The sequence below is a fragment of the Actinomadura vinacea genome, from assembly GCF_039532545.1.
Taxonomy (GTDB): domain Bacteria; phylum Actinomycetota; class Actinomycetes; order Streptosporangiales; family Streptosporangiaceae; genus Spirillospora; species Spirillospora vinacea.
In genome coordinates this window covers 95,456-113,811 of sequence record NZ_BAAARW010000044.1, presented here as the reverse complement: position 1 = coordinate 113,811, position 18,356 = coordinate 95,456, and the positions used below count along the sequence as shown (strand labels likewise).

12 protein-coding genes, 1 pseudogene and 1 riboswitch are annotated in these 18,356 nt (G+C 72.3%); of the genes and pseudogenes, 9 read left to right on the top strand and 4 right to left on the bottom strand.

The annotated features are described in order from the left end of the window. Window positions 1–329: pseudogene (locus tag ABD340_RS44745) on the top strand (flavodoxin-dependent (E)-4-hydroxy-3-methylbut-2-enyl-diphosphate synthase); the annotation flags it as partial. Between the two features lie 55 nt (window positions 330–384). Here ABD340_RS44745 and ABD340_RS44740 read toward each other — a convergent pair. Continuing rightward, window positions 385–1,569 carry a LuxR C-terminal-related transcriptional regulator gene (locus ABD340_RS44740; RefSeq protein WP_344597885.1) on the bottom strand — a complete coding sequence of 395 codons (1,185 nt, stop codon included), beginning with the start codon at window positions 1,567–1,569 and terminating at the stop codon, window positions 385–387. 445 nt (window positions 1,570–2,014) lie between these two features. Between ABD340_RS44740 and ABD340_RS44735 the strand changes: the two genes are divergently transcribed. The 3 genes from ABD340_RS44735 (at window position 2,015) to ABD340_RS44725 (ending at window position 6,511) form a co-directional block, all read left to right on the top strand. After that, window positions 2,015–2,272 carry a hypothetical protein gene (locus tag ABD340_RS44735; protein ID WP_344597884.1) on the top strand — a complete coding sequence of 86 codons (258 nt, stop codon included), beginning with the start codon at window positions 2,015–2,017 and terminating at the stop codon, window positions 2,270–2,272. Between the two features lie 163 nt (window positions 2,273–2,435). Beyond that, complete coding sequence (locus ABD340_RS44730) at window positions 2,436–3,578, top strand: FKBP-type peptidyl-prolyl cis-trans isomerase (RefSeq protein ID WP_344597883.1); 1,143 nt, start codon at window positions 2,436–2,438, stop codon at window positions 3,576–3,578. Between the two features lie 230 nt (window positions 3,579–3,808). Beyond that, a complete protein-coding gene (locus tag ABD340_RS44725) occupies window positions 3,809–6,511 on the top strand; it encodes a transglycosylase domain-containing protein (RefSeq protein WP_344597882.1) in 2,703 nt (900 codons plus the stop codon). A gap of 386 nt (window positions 6,512–6,897) precedes the next feature. Here the strand turns inward: ABD340_RS44725 and ABD340_RS44720 are convergent, their stop codons facing one another. After that, window positions 6,898–7,281, bottom strand: a complete 384-nt coding sequence (locus ABD340_RS44720; RefSeq protein ID WP_344597881.1) for a hypothetical protein — start codon at window positions 7,279–7,281, stop codon at window positions 6,898–6,900. 50 nt (window positions 7,282–7,331) lie between these two features. Continuing rightward, window positions 7,332–7,448, top strand: a riboswitch (SAM riboswitch). 64 nt (window positions 7,449–7,512) lie between these two features. Here ABD340_RS44720 and ABD340_RS44715 point away from each other — a divergent pair. The 4 genes from ABD340_RS44715 (at window position 7,513) to ABD340_RS44700 (ending at window position 13,733) form a co-directional block, all read left to right on the top strand. Continuing rightward, on the top strand, window positions 7,513–8,829 hold the full coding sequence (locus ABD340_RS44715; protein ID WP_344597879.1) for an aminotransferase class V-fold PLP-dependent enzyme: 1,317 nt from the start codon (window positions 7,513–7,515) through the stop codon (window positions 8,827–8,829). A gap of 207 nt (window positions 8,830–9,036) precedes the next feature. Continuing rightward, entirely contained in the window at window positions 9,037–12,243 is a 3,207-nt protein-coding gene (locus ABD340_RS44710) for an SseB family protein (RefSeq protein ID WP_344597878.1), read from the top strand. Continuing rightward, complete coding sequence (locus tag ABD340_RS44705; protein WP_344597876.1) at window positions 12,240–12,608, top strand: hypothetical protein; 369 nt, start codon at window positions 12,240–12,242, stop codon at window positions 12,606–12,608. Before ABD340_RS44710 ends, ABD340_RS44705 begins: the two co-directional genes overlap by 4 nt. A gap of 141 nt (window positions 12,609–12,749) precedes the next feature. Beyond that, complete coding sequence (locus ABD340_RS44700; protein ID WP_344597874.1) at window positions 12,750–13,733, top strand: hypothetical protein; 984 nt, start codon at window positions 12,750–12,752, stop codon at window positions 13,731–13,733. A 25-nt stretch (window positions 13,734–13,758) separates the two neighbouring features. Here ABD340_RS44700 and ABD340_RS44695 read toward each other — a convergent pair whose 3' ends face one another. Further along, window positions 13,759–14,580: a TrmH family RNA methyltransferase gene (locus ABD340_RS44695; protein WP_344597873.1), complete on the bottom strand. Its 822-nt coding sequence runs from the start codon at window positions 14,578–14,580 to the stop codon at window positions 13,759–13,761. Between the two features lie 34 nt (window positions 14,581–14,614). After that, window positions 14,615–15,637 (bottom strand): endonuclease/exonuclease/phosphatase family protein, encoded by a 1,023-nt coding sequence (locus tag ABD340_RS44690; protein ID WP_344597888.1) that lies wholly within the window; start codon window positions 15,635–15,637, stop codon window positions 14,615–14,617. A 282-nt stretch (window positions 15,638–15,919) separates the two neighbouring features. Here ABD340_RS44690 and ABD340_RS44685 point away from each other — a divergent pair, with 282 nt between their 5' ends. Beyond that, window positions 15,920–18,148, top strand: a complete 2,229-nt coding sequence (locus ABD340_RS44685; protein ID WP_344597872.1) for a substrate-binding domain-containing protein — start codon at window positions 15,920–15,922, stop codon at window positions 18,146–18,148. Window positions 18,149–18,356: the final 208 nt, after the last annotated feature.

Here is an 18,356-nt window from a genome sequence, read left to right as displayed (position 1 = left end):
GGTTGCGGCAGCGGGGGCTGGAGATCGTGTCGTGCCCGTCCTGCGGCCGCGCCCAGGTCGACGTGTACCGGCTCGCCGACGAGGTCCAGGCCGGACTGGAGGGTCTCGACCTGCCGCTGCGGGTCGCCGTCATGGGCTGCGTGGTGAACGGTCCCGGCGAGGCCCGCGAGGCCGACCTGGGGGTGGCCTCGGGCAACGGCAAGGGCCAGATCTTCGTCAAGGGCGAGGTCGTCAAGACCGTCCCCGAATCCCAGATCGTCGAGACCCTCATCGAGAAGGCCCTCGAACTGGCCGAGGAGATGGGCCACGACCTCGACGCCCTGGACTGACCGGCCGTCGGGCGGGCGGAGGAGATCCTCCGCCCGCCCGATCCCTTTCACCCGGTCAGTCGGCGGCGGCGACGGCGCCGTCCCGCAGGACCCAGCTCGCCACGTTGACGCGGGAGGTGCAGTTGAGCTTGCGCATGACGTTGCGCACGTGGTTGACGGCCGTCCATTCGGCGATGCCCAGCCGTCCCGCGATCTGGCGGTTGGTCAGCCCCTGCGCCACCAGCATCGCCACCTCCTGCTCGCGCGGCGTCAGCGACGGTGCCGGCGGCCGCGGCCGGGACGGGGTGACGGGCGGCGCGTCCAGCGCGCGGGTGAACGCCCGGACGACGTTCAGCATCCGGAAGCGCGGCTCCCCGTCCACCGACGGCATGGGGACGAGCAGGTTCTTGTCCACCAGCGTCTCGATGATCTCGGGGGCGAGCTCGGGGTCGTCGGCCGGTGAGAACACCCCGTCGCGGAGCGCCAGCGCGCTGATGGCGGCCTGTTCGGGGCCGGTGAGCCGGTCGTGGCTCCAGCCGATCGCCGCCCGCATGCTCGCGTGGTGCGACAGGGTGGGGCCGCCGTAGAGGACGTCCTGCCCGTCCCGCAGCCGGTCCAGCAGCTCGGCCGGGCGGAACAGTTTGAGCCGTGCCGCGGCGAACTCGATCGCCAGCGGCAGGTCGTCGAGCAGCTCGCACAGCCGGGCCGCCTCGGCCCGCACCCCGCCGTTGAGAGAGAAGTCGGGGCGGACCGCGACGGCGCGCTGCCGGAACAGTTCCAGGGACGCGACGCGGGCGAGCGGCGGTACCCGCAGCACCCGCTCGCCGTACAGGTGCAGCGGTTCCCGGCTCACCAGCAGCACGCGGGTCTCCGGCCGGTCCGCCAGCAGCCGCGGCAGGCCCGCCGCCAGCGCCTCGGTGAAGTGCTCCCCCTGATCCACGATGACCAGCCGGCCGGGGACGGCCGCGGCGGCGAGCGCGTCGAGCACGGTGCCCGCCCGGTCGTGCCCGGCCAGGTCGAGGCGCTCGTACGGGCCGTGCAGGTCCTCGGCGAGGGCCAGCGCCAGCCGGGTCTTGCCCACCCCGGCGGGCCCGGTCATGGTCAGCAGCCGCACGGACGGGTCGGCGAGCTGCTCGCGCAGCAGGCCTAGCTCGCCGTCCCGCCCGACGATCGGCGTGAAGGCGGTCGCGTCCGCTCCGGGCCCCCGCGCACGGGTGGGTCTCTTCGTCGGAAGGCGGGAGTGGACATGACCTGACGCCATCGTGGTGCCCCCTGGCTCTAAAGATCACTTTCTTAGGCGCGGGATTAGATATCCGGTGAGATGACGGAAAGTCCGAGAACGTTCATTCCGTTTGGCGGCCCGGTCGCCGGCAAGGCGGTTCACCGCGACTTTTCGGACACACAACGTCCGCGGCCGCGACCGGCGGCCACATCCGGCCATTTCCGGTGGTAGACCGGGTCGTCGACTCCGACGCGCGGCGTCCCGCCCACGATCTGTCCCCCCAGTTAGAGGACCCTTACGCCACATCCCCAAACAATTCCAGATCACCATCCCCATTCATCCTTTCGCGCGGACGCGGGCGACCGCGGCGACGAATTCATTTCCGCGCCCGGCTCCACCGGCCACCCGCGCGGGCGGCTCCACCCGCTTGATTATGCGAGCACCCGCTCGTATCGCGAACCACGAACACGAGCAAGTATTCGCATTGCAAGGAGATGATCACGAGTGCGGAACGTGCCGGGCTCGGCCGGCGGGCCATGCCGACGGGCGCGGCGCCGACCGCGGGCGCGGCCGGGCTGGGCATGGCGGCGGGACCCGCCGCTACGAGGGCAAGGTGGTGGTGATCACCGGCGCCACCTCCGGGATCGGCGGTGCCGCCGCGATCGCGTTCGCCCGCGAGGGCGCCGAGGTCGGCCCCGCCGGCCAAGATCGCGCGGCACCGCCGGCACGAAGATCTTCCTGAACGGCGTCCTCGACACCCGCGAACGGGCGCCGGACCGGTAGATTGCCGCGGGACCGGTAGATTCGAAGCGGTCTTCTTTGCCCTGTTTTCACAGCCATCTTAGGTCCGCGGTGGCAGGGTGTGACCTTCGTGGTGTCGTCGAGCCCGGAGCGAGTGAGGAAACATGTCCGAGGATGACAAGCCCCGGGGTGAGCGTACGGTCAAGGCCAAGGCCAAGCTGCCGAACGCGAAGAACATCCGGAGCCCGGAGTTCACCCCGCACGGGATCAGCGGAGGCAGCCGCAGCCGCGGCCCGCGCCCGTCGGGCAAGACCGCGGCGCAGGCCAAGCGGCAGCGGCGGATCGGCATCGCGGTCGCGGTGGTCGCCGTGCTGGCCATCGCGGGCGGCACGACCTTCTACCTGACCCGGCCCGGGCCCGAGATCAAGGCCACCGGCGCGCTCGGCACGGCGCCCAAGGTCGCCATCCCCAAGGACCTGGTCCCCACCGGGAAGCTGCAGGTCAACACCGCCATCAAGGGCAACGGCACCAAGCTCGCCAACGGCGACACCGCGCTGGTGAAGTTCACCTTCTACCAGTGGGCGCGCAGCACCGACACCAACAAGCCCGACGAGAGCACCAACAAGAAACTCAGCTCGTCCTGGGAGCGCCCGGCGGGCCAGCAGGTGCTCCCGATGACCCTCGGCAAGACCGAGCTCAAGGGCCTCGACAAGGGCCTGGTCGGGCAGACCGCCGGCAGCCGGGTGATCCTGGAGATCCCGCCCAAGGAGGGCTTCGGCCAGCAGGGCCAGCAGCTCGGGCTCTCGAACACCGACTCGGTCGTCTTCGTGGTCGACCTGCTGGCCGCCTTCGGCAAGAACGCCGAGGCCCAGGGCACGCCCAAGAAGCTGGACGACAAGGACCTGCCGACCGTCGGCGCGAACGAGCCGGGCAAGGGCCCCAAGGTCACCATTCCCAAGGCCGACCCGCCGGAGAAGATGCGGGTGGAGACCCTGATCGAGGGCACCGGCCGGGCGACCACCAAGGACGACGTGGCCGTGGTCAACTACAAGGGCCTGATCTGGCGGGACGGCAAGCAGTTCGACTCCAGCTGGGAGGACGGCTCGCCGGCCACCTTCCCGCTCAACTCCACCGAGGGCATGACCGGCTTCTTCAAGGGCCTGCAGGGCCAGAAGATCGGCAGCCGGGTGATGCTCGTCCTGCCGCCCAAGGACGGGTACGGCAAGGACGGCAACCCGCAGGCCGGGATCAAGGGCACCGACCACACCGTTTTCCTGGTCGACATCCTCGGCACCATGCCCAAGTGACCGGTGCCTAGCGCGGTACGCAACGCGCCGAACGGCGGGGCATCCGCATCCGGATGGCCCGCCGTTCGCCATTCCGGACCGAACGGACTCATCCCGCTAAAAGGATGAGGACAACCGTTCGGGCCGCCGGATCGTCCTTACTGATGGGGAAGCAATGGGAGTGTGCTTGACCCACCGACGCCGTCGAAGCCCTCGGGTATCGTCGGTAACAAAAGAATCACGGGGGGCTTGTGAGCAGTCAAGATGACGACCCGGCCGTGGGCGGCACGGCGAAGGGCGCCGCCCCGGACAGCACCGAATCCGACGAATCCAAGAATGACGACATCGCCGCGAACATGAATGAGAACGGCGTCCCCGGCGCCACCGGGACCGACACCGAGACCCACCACGAGACCGAGGCGCCGTCCGCGGACGAGACGCCCCCGGAAGCCGACTCGGAGGTCGACTCGGCCGACGAGGCGCCCCAGGAAGAGACACCGGCAGAGACGCCGGTGGAAGAGGCGTCCGAAGCTGAGACGCCCCCGGAAGAGACCCCCGCCGAGGCGCCCGAAGGCGATGCGCCGACAGGAAAGGAGCCCGCGGCGAGCGAGGCGCCCGTCGCGGACGAGCAGCCCGCGGACGAGCAGCCCGCGGACGAGACGCCCGTCGCCGTCGCGGAGGCCCCCTCCAAGGCGCCCGCCGACGAGACCGTCCGCGACGGGGTCCCGATCGTCGACGACGCTTCCAGGCCCTCCATCGAGCCCGCGGACGCCCCCACGGCCGCACCCCCCGAGAAAAGCGACAAGAAGTCCGAGAGCGCAGGCTCCGGCGGCGGCGGTAAGAAGCCGCCCAAGAAGCGGCGCGGCAGGCCCGCCCGCTACGCCCGCCGGGCGCTGTTCATCGTTCTCGGTTTCCTCGGCTTCTCCGTGGCCGCGTTCGGCGTGGCCTACCTCATGACGCCCGTCCCCTCGCCCCAGCAGCAGGCCATCGCGCAGGGCCCGACGTTCTACTACTCCGACGGCAAGACGCCGATCGCCAAGACCGGCACCAACCGCGACGCCGTCCCGATCAAGCAGATCCCCAAGGGCGTGCGGGACGCGGTCATCGCGGCCGAGAACCGCAGCTTCTACCAGGACCCCGGCGTGTCGCCGAAGGGCACCGGGCGGGCGTTCTGGTCCACGATCACCGGCGAGCAGCTGCAGGGCGGCTCCACCATCACCCAGCAGATGGTCCGCAACTACTACGGCGGCATCGGCAAGGAGCGCTCGGTCACCCGCAAGCTCAAGGAGATCATGGTCTCCCTGAAGGTCGGGCGGGAGAAGTCCAAGGACTGGATCCTCGAGCAGTACCTCAACACGATCTTCTTCGGCCGGGACGCGTACGGCGTGCAGGCCGCCGCCAAGGCGTACTACGGCATGGACGTCAGCCGGCTGACCCCCGCCCAGGGCGCCTTCCTCGCGGCGGCGATCCAGCAGCCCAGCAACTTCGCCGAGCCCGAGGGCGCGAACCGGGCCTACGCCGAGCAGCGCTGGCGCGCCGTGGTGAACAACATGGTCCGGGACGGGGCGGTCACCCAGGCCGAGGCGTCGGCGATGACCTTCCCGATGCCGGTCAAGCAGAAGATCACCAACATCCTCAAGGGCCAGAAGGGCTACATGGTCAATGTGGCCAAGAAGGAGCTGATCGAGCGCCGCGGCTACAGCGAGGACGAGATCAACCGCAGCGGGCTGAAGATCACCACCACCTTCGACAAGCGGCTGATGGACGCTGCGCGCCGCGCGGTCACCACCAGCGCCCCGCCCGGGATGAGCAAGAAGATCCGCACCGGCATGGTGTCGGTCGACCCGGCGACCGGGCAGGTGGTGGCCTTCTACGGCGGGCGCGACTACCTCATGGAGGCGCTGAGCAGCTCGTTCGGCGACTGGGCGCAGGCCGGCTCAGGATTCAAGCCGATCGTCCTGGCCACCGCGCTCGACAGCGGGATGAAGCTGTACGACTCCGTCGACGGGTCGTCGCCGCAGTACTACAACGGCACCGCGGTGCGCAACGACAGCGGCCGCAGCTTCGGCTACACCAACCTGGTGGGCGCCACCCAGAACTCGGTCAACACCGCCTACGTCAACATCGGCCAGAAGGTCGGCTTGGACAAGGTGACGCAGATGGCCGTGAAGATGGGCATCCCCAAGAGCCAGCTCACCGCCAACGGCGCCAACACCGCGCCCACGTTCCCGCTGGGCGTCATCTCGGTGCACCCGGTGCAGCAGGCGGGGGTGTACGCGACGTTCGCCTCCGAGGGCATCTACCGCGCCCCGTTCGTGGTGAAGTCGGTGACCGACAACAAGAAGGAGCACACCCGCTCGTTCACCGAGAAGGGCCAGCGGGTCTTCAGCACGCAGGTGGCGCGGGACGCCACGTACGCGATGCAGCAGGTCGTCCGGGGCGGCACCGGGACGGGGGCGCAGCTGGCCGACGGCCGTGACGTGGCCGGCAAGACCGGCACCACCGACGCGGGCCGGGCGATCTGGTTCAACGGGTTCATCCCGCAGATGGCCACGACGGTGTCGATGTTCCGCAGCGACGGCAAGCCGCTGGACATCCCGGGGTACGGGGTGTACGGCGGCGCGCTCCCGGCGCGGATGTGGAACACCTACATGACCAACGCGGTCAGCACCCTGGGCTACTCGCAGGAGCGGTTCGGGTCGCCGTCGGTGAACACCGGCGGCACGTACTCCGGGCAGCCGTCCGACCGTCCCGGCGGGCCGCCGTCGCTCGCTCCCGCCCCGTCCCGCCCGGGCGGCTCGGAGGGGCCCGGCCGCGAGTCCCCGTCACGGCCCAGCCAGAGCGCGGAACCGCCGCCCGACGGCCCCGAGGAGCCCGGCGACCCGGGCGGACCCGAGGAGCCCGGCGGCCCGGGCGGACCCGAGGAGCCCGAACGTCCCGATTCGCGCGGCTGATCGGCGGCGCGAAGGCTAGGCGGACTTGAGCGGAAGGGCCCGGCGGCAACTTGGGTTCACGCGGTCGTCGCAACACCTCGATTTGAGGAGTTGCGACGACCCCTTGAATCCGCCCAACGCCGGGCCCTTCCCCTTTCCCTCTTTCCGGTCCGTCCTCCCGTGGCCTAGGGCCTGTCCCGAAGCGGCCTCAGGTACCGCGCGAGCGCGCTACCTGGCCGGTGAGGCGATGCCGAAGGCGAGCCTCACCGGCCAGATCGCGAAGCGATGTCGCGCTCGCCCCAAGCACGGTCAGGGTGCGAGCCGCCAGGCGAGCCCCCTGGGCCGGGATTGCAACAAACACAGCCCGCCAGGCGAGCATCCTGGGCCGGGATTGCAACAAACACAGCTCAGGAGCAGGCCCGGCCGACGCGCTGCGGGGTCTCCGTCATCACCGAGTTGAGCTGGGCGGCGTCCCCCGTTCCGACCGAGGCCGCGGCGCCGCGCAGGCGGCCGGACTCGTCCTTCAGCGCCTTCTTCAGCTGCGGGTCCTCGGCCTTGCCCGACAGGCCGTCGATCCGCCCGGCGAGCTGTTCGGTGGCCTGCTTCCACTGCTCGGGCTTGTTCGCGGGGGCGCCCTTGACCTGGGTGATGTACTGCTCGAACGTCTTCCTGGTGTCGGTGCAGATCTGGGCGGAGTTGTCGCTTCCCATCAGGCCGCATCCGCCCAGCAGCCCCGGGGCGCCGAGGGCGAGCACTCCCCCGGTCAGTGCCCTTACCGCCACGTTCCTCATCGCATCCCTCCATTTGATCCCCGTGAGCATCCGCATATACTTCCGCACAAGGTCATGAGCGTCAGCGATAAGCCCCGGCTTGCTGACCGGCAACCCTTCGTCCGCGATGGGGTGCTCCGGGTGAGGACCTGGCCGGACGCGAGAACGCGTCCCGGCAAGCGCGGATCCCGATGTTCGCGGCCGTCTGCCCGACGTCCCACGGGGTCCCTGGAGCCCTGGGAGGGCCGCCGCATGTCGTCCGCCGGTATCTCGACTCTCGTTCCGCCCGCGCCGCGCGAGGTGAGCGGCACGAGCCCCGCGAGCCCCGACGTGCTGCCGCGCGTCATCGGGACCGACGCCCTGGTCCCCCTGGACGGCGGCGGCAGCGTCGCCTACGCCAACTTCGACTACCCCGCGAGCGCGCCGTGTCTCGAGGCGGTGCACGAGGCCGTCACCCGCGCACTGCCGTACTACAGCAGCGTGCACCGCGGCGCCGGGTACGCGTCGCAGGTCACCACCGAGGCGTACGAGAAGGCGCGCGAGACCGTCCGCGGTTTCCTCGGCGCCTGGACGCGCGCGGCGGTCGTCTTCACCCGCAACACCACCGACGCGATGAACCTGCTCGCGCACGCCGCCCCGCCCGGCACCACCGCGGTCGTGTTCGAGACCGAGCACCACGCGAGCCTGCTCCCCTGGAAGCGCGCCGTGCGGCTGCCCGCGCCCGCGACCCCGGCCGAGGCGATCGCCGCCGCCGACCGCGCCCTGGCCGCCGCCCCGACCGGTCCGCGGCTGCTGGTGGTCACCGCCGCGTCCAACGTGACCGGCGAGGTGTGGCCGATCGCCGAGCTGGCCCGTACGGCGCACGCGCACGGCGCCCGGATCGCCGTGGACGCCGCCCAGTACGTCCCGCACCGGCCGTTCGACATGACCGCGCTCGGCGTGGACTACGTCGCGTTCTCCGGCCACAAGCTGTACGCGCCGTTCGGCGCCGGCGTGCTGGCGGGACGGTCCGACTGGCTGCGCGCCGCCGCGCCGTACCTCAAGGGCGGCGGGGCCAGCGGCTCGGTCGGCGACCACGGCGACCGGGTCCTGTGGTCGTCCGACGCGCAGCAGCGGCACGAAGCGGGCACCCCGAACGTCCTGGGCGCCATCGCGCTCGCCGCCGCCTGCGAGACCCTCGCCGGGACCGGCTGGGACGCGCTGGTGGAGCGGGAGGAGCGGTTGCTGGCCAGGCTCCGCGCCGGCATCGCCGCCATCCCCGGCGTGCGCGAGCTGACCCTGTGGGGCAAGGGCAACCCGCGGGTCGGCATCGTGACTTTCGTCGTGGACGGCTGGAACGCGCGCGACGCTGCGCTTACCCTGTCGGGGACGTACGGCGTCGGCGTCCGGGACGGGAGGTTCTGCGCACATCCCTTCGTCCAGCACCTGCTCGGCGGCGAGGAGGGCGGATCCTGCGACGGACCGCACGGTACGGCGGTGCGGGCCGGCTTCGGGCTCGGTACGACCGAGGAGCACGTCGACCGGCTCCTGGAGGCGCTGTCCGAGCTGGCGGCCCGGCCGCGGGGGTGACGTCGCGGCCCGCGGCGTCCGGTGGGCCGTCCCACCGGGTGGGACACCGGTGGGAGGCTTTGGCCATGTTCGCCCATGTAGCGTAAGGCGAGTCCGTAACTTGCGCGTCAAGAGCCCGGACATCGGGCCCGGGACGGGCAGGATTGAGCTCCGCCGGTGCGCGGCGGGGGATTGACGCAGGCGGGACTGATACAGGGGGTGGCGGTCGTGACCGACACGTGGCGGCCCACGTCGGAACTCGAGCGCCGGCTGCAGGAGACGGTGCGGACCGGCGACCAGGAGGGGTACTTCCGCGTCCTGGCCGGCAGCGAGCTGGTGCTACCCGTACCGCCGGACCTGGTCGAGGAGGTGCTCGCCGACCGGGCGCAGCCGAGCTGGCCGATCCAGGAGGACGAGGGCCGCACCCATGTGCTGGCCTACACCTCGGCGGCGGCGATGCGCGAGTGCCTGGGCCCCGCGTACCGGCACTATCTGCGGCTCAAGTTCAGCGACCTCGCCGAGACCTGGCCGGACGCCCGCTGGTGGCTGGCCGTCGACGCGCCCGCGCGCGGGGCGGACGAGGTGCTGCTGCCCATCGAGGCCCGGCTGCCGTCGTGGTTCATCAAGCAGGTGGTCGAGGGCGACAGCAGGCCGCCGAAGGTCGGCCACGGGCCGTCCGGGTTCCCGGGTGCGGCGGACGGCCGGGACGCGTTCGACGGCGTCCGCGACGCGCGGCGGAGCCCGGCGCACGCGGCGGGCAAGGGGCTGGGGAAGCACGCCGCGCCGAACGAGGGCGGCACCGACGCGGCGGCCGCGCCCGCACAGCCACCGGCACCGCCGCCCGCACCGCCCGCACCGCCACCGTCGGCACCGCGGGGGGTGTCCGAAGCCGCGGAACCGACCCCGCCGCCCGCGCCCGCGGAGGCCGCCGCCGCGCCCGCGCCCGATGGTCGGCCGGACGTGCCCGGCCGCGACCTGCCGCCCCCGCCCGAGGCCGGGATCGCGGCCGCGCTCGGCGCCGACACGTCAGTGCCGCCGCAGGACGCCGCCGACGCCACTCGGCTCGACACCCCGGCCGTCCCGAAAGAGGCGTCCCGGGACAGCGCGAACGGGAACGGGACCGGAAGCGAACCGGCCCCCTGGGAAGAGCTTCAGGAGCAGCACCGGGACCTGCCGCGCGAGGAGCCGAAGCGGCCGGAGTTCCGTCCCGCCAACGACGTCGAGCGGGCCCTGCTGCGCGCCGCGGCCAACAACGACCACGACCTGTTCCTGCAGTCGCTGGCCGACGCCGAAGTGCTGCTGCCGATCCCCGACGACATGGACTTCACGCTGCGGCCAGGCCGTCCCGGCTTCCCCTGGCAGACCCGGGAGGTCGACGGGGCGGAGGTGATCCCGGTGTTCACCTCGCGGGAGCGCCTGGTCGAGGCCGCCGCCTCCGCCGGCACGGGCACCGAGTACACCACGCTGCCGTTCACCATCGCGCTGCGCTACTGGCCGGACCGCCGCCGCGCGCTCGCCATCAACTCCGGTTCCCCGGCGGGCGGCACGATCCTGGCCGAGCAGCTGTCCGGGCTGGCGGCCTGGGCCGACCAGCGCGCCGCCCGCCGCATGTCCGAGTCCTTCGAGCCGCAGAACGACGTGGAACAGCGGCTGCTCGACGCGGCGCTGCGCCGCGACACCGACGCCTTCTTCAAGGTGCTGCTCGGCGCCCAGGTGCTCATCCCGGCCGAGCAGGAGACGCCGTGGGGCATCGCGCCGGACGACTCCGAGTTCCCGTGGCGTCCCGTTCCGGTGCACGGCAAGGTCTCGATCCAGCTGTTCACCTCGCTCAAGTGGATGACCGAGGCGATCGGGACGTCGCGGTTCGTGATGCCGAGCCTGCTGGAGATCGTGTCGGCGTGGCCGGACACCGAGTGGAGCCTCGTCCTGAACCCCGGCACGCCGATCGACGCCACGATGCCCGGTGAACAGGTCCGTGCGCTCAGCGGCCCGTCCCGTGGCGGGCCCTCCTCCGACGCGCCGGCGCCGCCGTCCGCGGCACCGAAGCCGCAACCGGAGCCGGAGCCGGAGCCGCCGAAACCGGCACCCGAGCCGGTCCCTGAGCGGACGCCCGAGCCCCGTCCCCAGAGCACCGCCCCGCCCACGCCCACACCTGCATCCGCGTCCGCTCCGGCGCCGCCGGAGGCCCCGGCGCCGACCGAGCCCGTCCGCGCCGAGGAGCCCGCCGCCCCGCCGCCCCAGGCACCTCCGGTGGCCCCGGTGCCATCGCCGGAGGCCGAGTTCGAGCCCGGGAACCGGATCGACCAGGAGCTGTACGAGGCCGCGCTCGCGGCCGACTCCGACGGGTTCCTGCGCGTCCTGCTGGCCGCGAACGTGCTGGTGCCCATCCCGGCCGACGCCCCGCTGGAGGTCACGCCGGTCCAGCGGGAGTTCCGGTGGGAGGCCGCGCTGCGCGGCGAGTCCGCCGTCCAGGTCTTCACCTCGCTGGTCCGGCTGCGCGAGGTGCTTCCCGAGTCGCGGTTCGTGTACGCCGACTTCCGCGAGCTCATCGGCTCATGGCCGCGCGCCGAATGGGCCATGCTGCTCAACCCCGGCACCCGGATCGGCGCCTCGCTGCGCGGCGAACAGGTGCGGGCGCTCAGCGAGTGGGCGATGCGGGTCGGGCTCGTGCCGCCCCGTCCCGAGGTGCCGGCGCCGCCGCCGTCGTCCCACCCCGCGCCGCCCCGGCAGGAGCCGTTGCAGGAGCTACCGCAGCCGGGCGCGCACCCCCCGGACGACGCGGCCCCGGCCGCCGACGACGCGCGTCCGGCGCCCGCGTCCGCGCAGCAGCACGGGCCGGTGCCGGGACGGCGGGCGCCCGAGCCGCTGCCCGAACCCGACGGCGACCGCGTCGCGCAGCCCACGATCATGCAGAAGGTCGTGTCGCACCGGCACGTCGAGTGGTACCTGGAACAGGGGTACGACCGCGTCGGCGGTTTCGTGCACCCGACCTCCGACGTCGCCGAGCTGCAGACGCCGATCCAGCTGTACGAGGCGCTGGGCCTGCTCTACGACGACTCGCCGTTCACTCCCGGCGACCAGGGCGTGCACGTCATCCGCTGGCCCGCGTACTGCCCCGACCTGTACCGCATCCCCTTCGGCGGCCAGACCGAGGAGGAGCTGGAGGCCTGGGGCGAGTCGGGCTGGGTGATCGAGCGGCCGCCGTTCCACGGCGGCGGGTTCGCGCCCGGCAGCGCCGGCTCCATCCGCGAGTACAAGGTCGACAGTGTCCGGTTGCCGTTCGGCGCGGAAATGTACTTCCTGGGTCAGGACCGCACGGAGCGGTTCGTGGCGATGTACGACCCCGACCGGCTCGCCTGGCTGCGTCCCGAGACGGGCGCGGGCTGGCAGGAGGGCTGGGACGAAGGCCAGGCCGGGCAGGAGGCCGCGCAGTGATCCGCGACGGTTACCTGGCGCGCTGGCTCGGCCGCGAGTTCGAGGCGTCCCCCGGCGCCGACGGGGAGATCCGGCTCTACGCGCCAGAGCCGACCGACGGTTTCGAGGAGCAGCGGCCAGGCCGTTTCCGGCGCGTCGTCCCCGCGTCCGAGGTGGAGGAATTGCGCTACATCCGCACGGTGTGCACCTGGCGCGGTGAGCCGTTCGTGGTCGTGGGCGAGCACGAGGGCTGGCTGCGGGTGGAGTACGCGGGCGGCCGGTCCCCGGTCGCCGAACGGCTCGGGCTGGATCGGATCGACCACGGCGTGTGGCAGTCGTGGGCGCCGCGCAACGAGATCGTGGATCTCCAGGAAGAATTCATCTGATCGCATGAGATGCGGAGCGCGGGGTTGCTTTGACGCACTCATCCGTGTTCGCATGATTTCTGCGACGATCCGGGGTGTGTGGGTGTGGCGTGCCCCGGCACTCAACGAGGACGCGGACACCGCGACGGAGGTGCTGGGGCTGTGCTTCCCCGGTCGGCAGGCAAACCGGTCTTCATCGGCGTGGGCACGGCGGCGATCCTCGCCGTCGGCGCCGCCCAGGTCCAGGCGGAGGCCCCCGCCCCAACGCTGGAGGTCACCGTTCCGGCGGCCAAGACGGCCAAGGCTGGCGCCACGGTGACGCTGCCGGCCAGCGTCAAGGCCGTCGGCGGCACGGCGGAGACCGTGAAGGTCACGTCGCTGTCGGCCGTCGCCGAGCCCGCCGCGGGCGTCGACATCAGCCTCAAGGGCGCGTGCGTGCCGAGTTGCGACCTGACGGCGTCACTCGCGGACGCCAAGGTCGAGACCGTCCCGCTGACCTCGGTGACGGTCCCCAAGAGCCTCAAGACGAAGACCACCGTGACAGTGACGTTCACGGTGGACGCGGCGAACACCGAGGAGAAGGTCGCCACCAGCGAGGTCACCTTCACGCCGGTGAGCACGCCGTCGCCAACGCCGACGCCCACGCCGCCGAAGCCGACACCCAAGCCGCCGAAGCCGTCGCCGTCCCCGACGAAGTCGAAGGACAAGGACGACGACGACAAGGGCAGCGGGTCGTCGGGATCCGGGAGCGGATCGTCGGGGTCGTCGGGATCCGGGCTGGGATCCGGGTCGTCGTACACGCCGCCGAACCCGAACGGGTCGTTCAACACGCCGAGCGCGCCGCAGAGCCCGCAGGTGGCGTTGCCGCCGATCGCGTCGCCCTCGGTGGCCCCGCAGACTCCGCCGACTCCGGAGAGCCGGCTGCGGAACAACAAGACGCCCGTCGCACAGGACCTGACGTTCGAGCGGATGGCGAGCACGCAGGTGGCGTGGCTGGCCGCGCTGCTGGTCGCGTTCTCGCTGCTCATGACGCAGTTGCGGCTGGGACGCCGGTATAACAGGCCGCTGCCGGCGCGGGCGGGCCGGGCGTCGGGACGTTCCAAGGGCGACCACCGCCGGCCACGCCGCGGCGTCTTCGGCAAGTAATCCGGCGAGCGGGCCGGGGCGCGGTTCAGGATCGCATCAGGGCGTGGCAGGCGATCGCCGACGCGGCGACCACGTTGAGGGAGTCGACGCCGTTCGCCATGGCCGCGCCGCTCATCGGGATGCAGACCGGTTCGTCGGCCTCGGCGAGCCAGCGGGAGGACAGGCCGTCGCCCTCCGCCCCGAGCATGAGCGCGACGCGTTCGCCCAGCGGCGCCTTGTCCAGCGGCACGGCGGACTGGTCGGGCGTGAGCGCGAGCAGGGTGAACCCGGCCGCCGACCGGAGCGCGCCCAGCCCGTCCCGCCAGCCGGACATGCGGGCGTACGGGACGGCGAAGACCGCGCCCATCGACACCTTGATCGCGCGCCGGTAGAGCGGGTCCGCGCAGCGCGGCGACAGCACGACGGCGTCGATGCCGAGCGCCGCCGCGCACCGGAAGATGGAGCCGACGTTGGCGTGGTCGACCAGGTCTTCCAGGACGAGGATGCGGCGCGCTCCCGCGACGACGTCCTCGACCGGGGGCAGCGGGAGCCGTTCCATCGAGGCGAGCGCGCCCCGGTGCACCTGGAAGCCGGCGACCGCCTCGACGGTGGCGTCGTCGGCGACGTAGACCGGGGCGTCCGCGGCGTCCAGGAGATCGGCGAGGGGCTCCACCCAGCGCCGGGCCGTCAGGAAGGAGCGGACGGGGTGGCCGGTGCCGGCGGCGCGGCGGATCACCTTCTCGCCCTCGGCGATGAACAGCCCGTGCTCGGCCTCCAGGCTCTTGCGCAGGTTGACGTCGCGCAGCCGCACGTAGTCGGCCAGGCGCGGGTCTGCCGGGTCGGAGACGGGGACGAGTCGGGCGGCCATCCCTCAATTCTGCCTCTGCCCGCGAGCGGGCAGGTCAGGGGAGGCGGATGTCGGCGAAGACGGCGCGGTGGTCGGAGCCCGGGACGTCGTGGACGGTGAACCCGTTCACGGCGCAGCGGCGGTCGACGAGGATGTGGTCGATGGTGATCGGCGGGCGCGGCTGGCCGAGCCCCCAGGTGGGGACGAGCCCGGCGCCGGCGCGGTCGGCGGCGTCGGCGTAGCCGCGGGAGGTCAGGCGCCGCAGCGTGGCGTGGTCGAGGGTGGCGTTGAAGTCGCCGGCGAGCACGCGCACCGGCGCGCGGCCGCCCGGCGCGGACGGGGCGGCCGCGGGCAGCAGGAGGATGTCGCGCCTCCACTGCCGGTACGCCGCGGACGAGATCGGCGGCACCGGGTGCACCGCGGTGATCTCCACGGTAGGCCCGCCGGGGAGGGTGAACTCGGCCCTCGGGGTCGCGAACTGCGTCGGGCCGGGCGGCGGCAGTTCCCGGAGCGGGTGCCGGGAGTAAAGGCCGGAACCGGCCGCGCCGTCTCGCGCGTCGACGACCTTGTGCGGCAGCAGCCGGTTGAGCCCGGCGCGCTCGTAACGGTCCACGGCCTCGGGGCGCAGCTCCTGCAGGCTGAGCACGTCGGCGTTCCGGTCGCGGACGAGTTTCACCAGCTCATCGGGATCGGCCTCGCTGAACAAGAGGTTGACGCTCATGACCCGCAGCGCCGGGCCGCGGGCGGCGGGCCGGTCATCGGAAACCGCTCGCGGGGCGACCGCGGCCACCAGCGCGACCGCGACCACGACCGCCGCGACCGCCGCCCGCCGGCGCCGGGTGAGCAGCGCGACTGCGACGGGGATCGGCGCGGCGGCGACGACGTACGGGGTCATCGCGAGCAGCGGTGCCGCGGGCGCGCCGATCCCCGGGAGGCGGTCGCCGCCGGCGAAGCGCAGGACGGCCCAGCTCCCCCAGCCGATGACGCCCGCCCACGCCACCACGGTGCGCCAGCGGGCCGGCCGTTCGCCGGACGCGGCCGTTTGCGGCGCGGCCTGCTGTTTCTCCGGCGCGGTCATATCGGTCACGGCTTCCCCTCATCGGCCGCGCGTGCCCTCGCGGGCGGAGCGTCCGTCCCCTTGGAGCCCCTGATCTTCTGACGTCCGGGCGGGACGGTGAGTTGCCGTACCGACGCGTACGGCGCGGACGCGGTGCGTGACGAGACCGAAACTGATCGTCGAATCCTACACACCCGGCCCGATGACCTGCATCGTCATCTGATTTGAGACTTTTGTAACCTTCCGTTCGTACTACTACAGTGCCGGGGAATATCGAGGGATTCGCGGGAATCGAGGGCAGTCGTGAGCGGACGTCACAGAGATGACTTCCCGGACGGGTCTCCGGACGACAGCGGGGACGACCCGTCCAGACCTCTCTTCGGTCCCGCGAACGACGGCTCCTCCGACTGGTTCGGCCCGCGGCCGGCCCAGTCGTCGACGCCGCCCGCTCCCCCCGAGCCCGGCTGGGCCGCCCCGAGGTCGCAGGCGTCCCCACCCTTCGCCGGCGCGTCCGACGCGGGCGGCCACGGGACGCGACGGGGACCGCAGGGCGGCGGTTACGGACCGGCCTCCTCTCCCCTGGGAGCTCCTCCTCCGCAGGAACCCAAGGGGTCCGGCTTCAGCGACTACGACTCGATCCGCAGTTCGGACGGCGGCCCAACGGGCGGTCACGGCCGCGGCCGTTCAGACCCGTTCGGCGGCTCTGGCGGATACGGCGCAGGTGGTGGCCCTGGCCGCCCTGGTGGCCCGGGCGACTCGGGCGGCTACGGCAGCGGCACCGGCGACCACAGGACGCGCCGCAAGAAGCGGCGCGGCGCGGGCACCCTCATCGGCCCGATGGCGGGCGCGGTCGGGCTGGCCCTTCTGCTCGGCGTCGGCGTGTACGCGTTCGCCGCGAGCGGCGGGGACTGCACCGGCGACGACGCCATCACCCTGAACGTGGCCGTGGCCCCCGACGTCCATCCCGCCGTCGTGAAGGCCGCGACCCGTTTCAACGACGCCAAGAACGAGACCGGCGGCAAGTGCGTCCGGGCCGGCATCACCAAGGCCGACCCGGCGGCCATCGCGACGCTGCTGTCCGGGCAGGGCGTGGCCACGGGCTCCAACCGGCGCCCGGACGTGTGGATCCCCGACTCCTCCCTCTGGACGTCGATGGTCGGCAACTCCGAGAAGGGCAAGGGCTCCGTCCGGCCCACCAAGACCTCGGTCGCCAGCAGCCCGATCGTGGTGGGCCTGCCGCGGACGCTGTCGGACCGGCTCAAGCAGCAGGGGGTCACCGCGACGCCGTCCTGGGACAACCTGCTCACGGCCGCCGGCGGCACCGCGGGCGGCGGCGTCACCAAGAACCAGATGATCCCTCAGGGCGCGGTCCGGCTGCTGGTGCCCGACCCGGCCCGCAACGGCGCCGGCATGGGCGCGCTAATGGTCACCAGCACGCTGCTCACCAACGACCCCAACCGCCAGTCGATCTTCACCGGGATCGTCCGGACCGTCCGGGAGAGCATGCTGCCGACGGTGGACGCCCAGTTCGCGCACTTCCGCAAGGGCCGTACCGGCAAGCAGCCGATCTCGCTGTCGTCGGAGCAGGCGCTGTGGAGCTACAACCGCAAGAGCCCGGCCGAGCCCGCGGTGGCGCTGTACCCGGTCGAGGGCACGCTGTCGATGGACTACCCCGTGACGGTGACGGCCGCCGACAAGGACAAGCAGGACGCCGCCCGGCGGTTCGAGCAGGCGATGAGCACCGAGGCGACCCGCGCCGACGTGCGCGCGCTGGGCTTCCGCTCGCCCGACGGCAAGGCGCCGAGCGGCTTCGGTGCCCGGCAGGGCGTCAGCCCGTCGCGCCCCCGGCAGCTGCCGGCGCCCAAGGCCACCGAGGTGGCGCAGGTCATGCAGTCCTGGGCCAAGCTGACGCTGGGCCTGCGCATGCTGGTGCTGATCGACGTGTCCGGGTCGATGGCCGAGCAGGTGGCGCCGAACGTCAACCGGCTGCAGGCCATCGCGCAGGTGGCGCAGGCCGGTCTGGCGATGATGTCGAACGACTCCGAACTGGGCCTGTGGCAGTTCTCCACCAAGATGAACGGCGGTCAGGACTGGCAGGAGACGGTGCCGATCGGCCAGCTGGGCGAGCGCGTCGGCTCCATCACGCGCCGCAACCTGGTGCTGTCCACGTTCCAGCGGATGCGCCCGAAGCCGGACGGCGACACCGGGCTCTACGACGTCGCCCTCGGCGCGTACAAGGAGATGAGCGACACCTTCAAGCCGGAGTTCGGCAACTCGATCCTGCTGCTGACCGACGGCAAGAACGACGACCCGAACGGGCCGACGCTGAAGGAGACGCTCGCCGAGCTGAAGGAGATGAAGGACCCGAACAAGCCGATCCAGGTGAACATGATCGGTTTCGGCGGCGGGGTGGACCGCGACGAGCTCACGCGGATCGCCGAATCCACCGGCGGCGCCACCGCGGTCGCCATGACCCCGCAGGAGATCTCCAAGATCTTCCTGCAGATGCTCTCCCGCCGCATCCAGAACTGATGCGCACGTTACCCGCCCTTTCGCGGCCGCCCCCGTGACCGGTCCCACGTGACCGTTCGCACGTGGCCACCCCCATGTGACCATTTCCTTGTAACCGTCCCTGACCTGGAGCTCCCCGCAACCGCCCCGCGGGCACCGAAATCTCCGAGATTTCTCGGCCAACCCGTGTCAACCGGACGCGGAGGTGGACCGTCTTGTATTCGGAGGC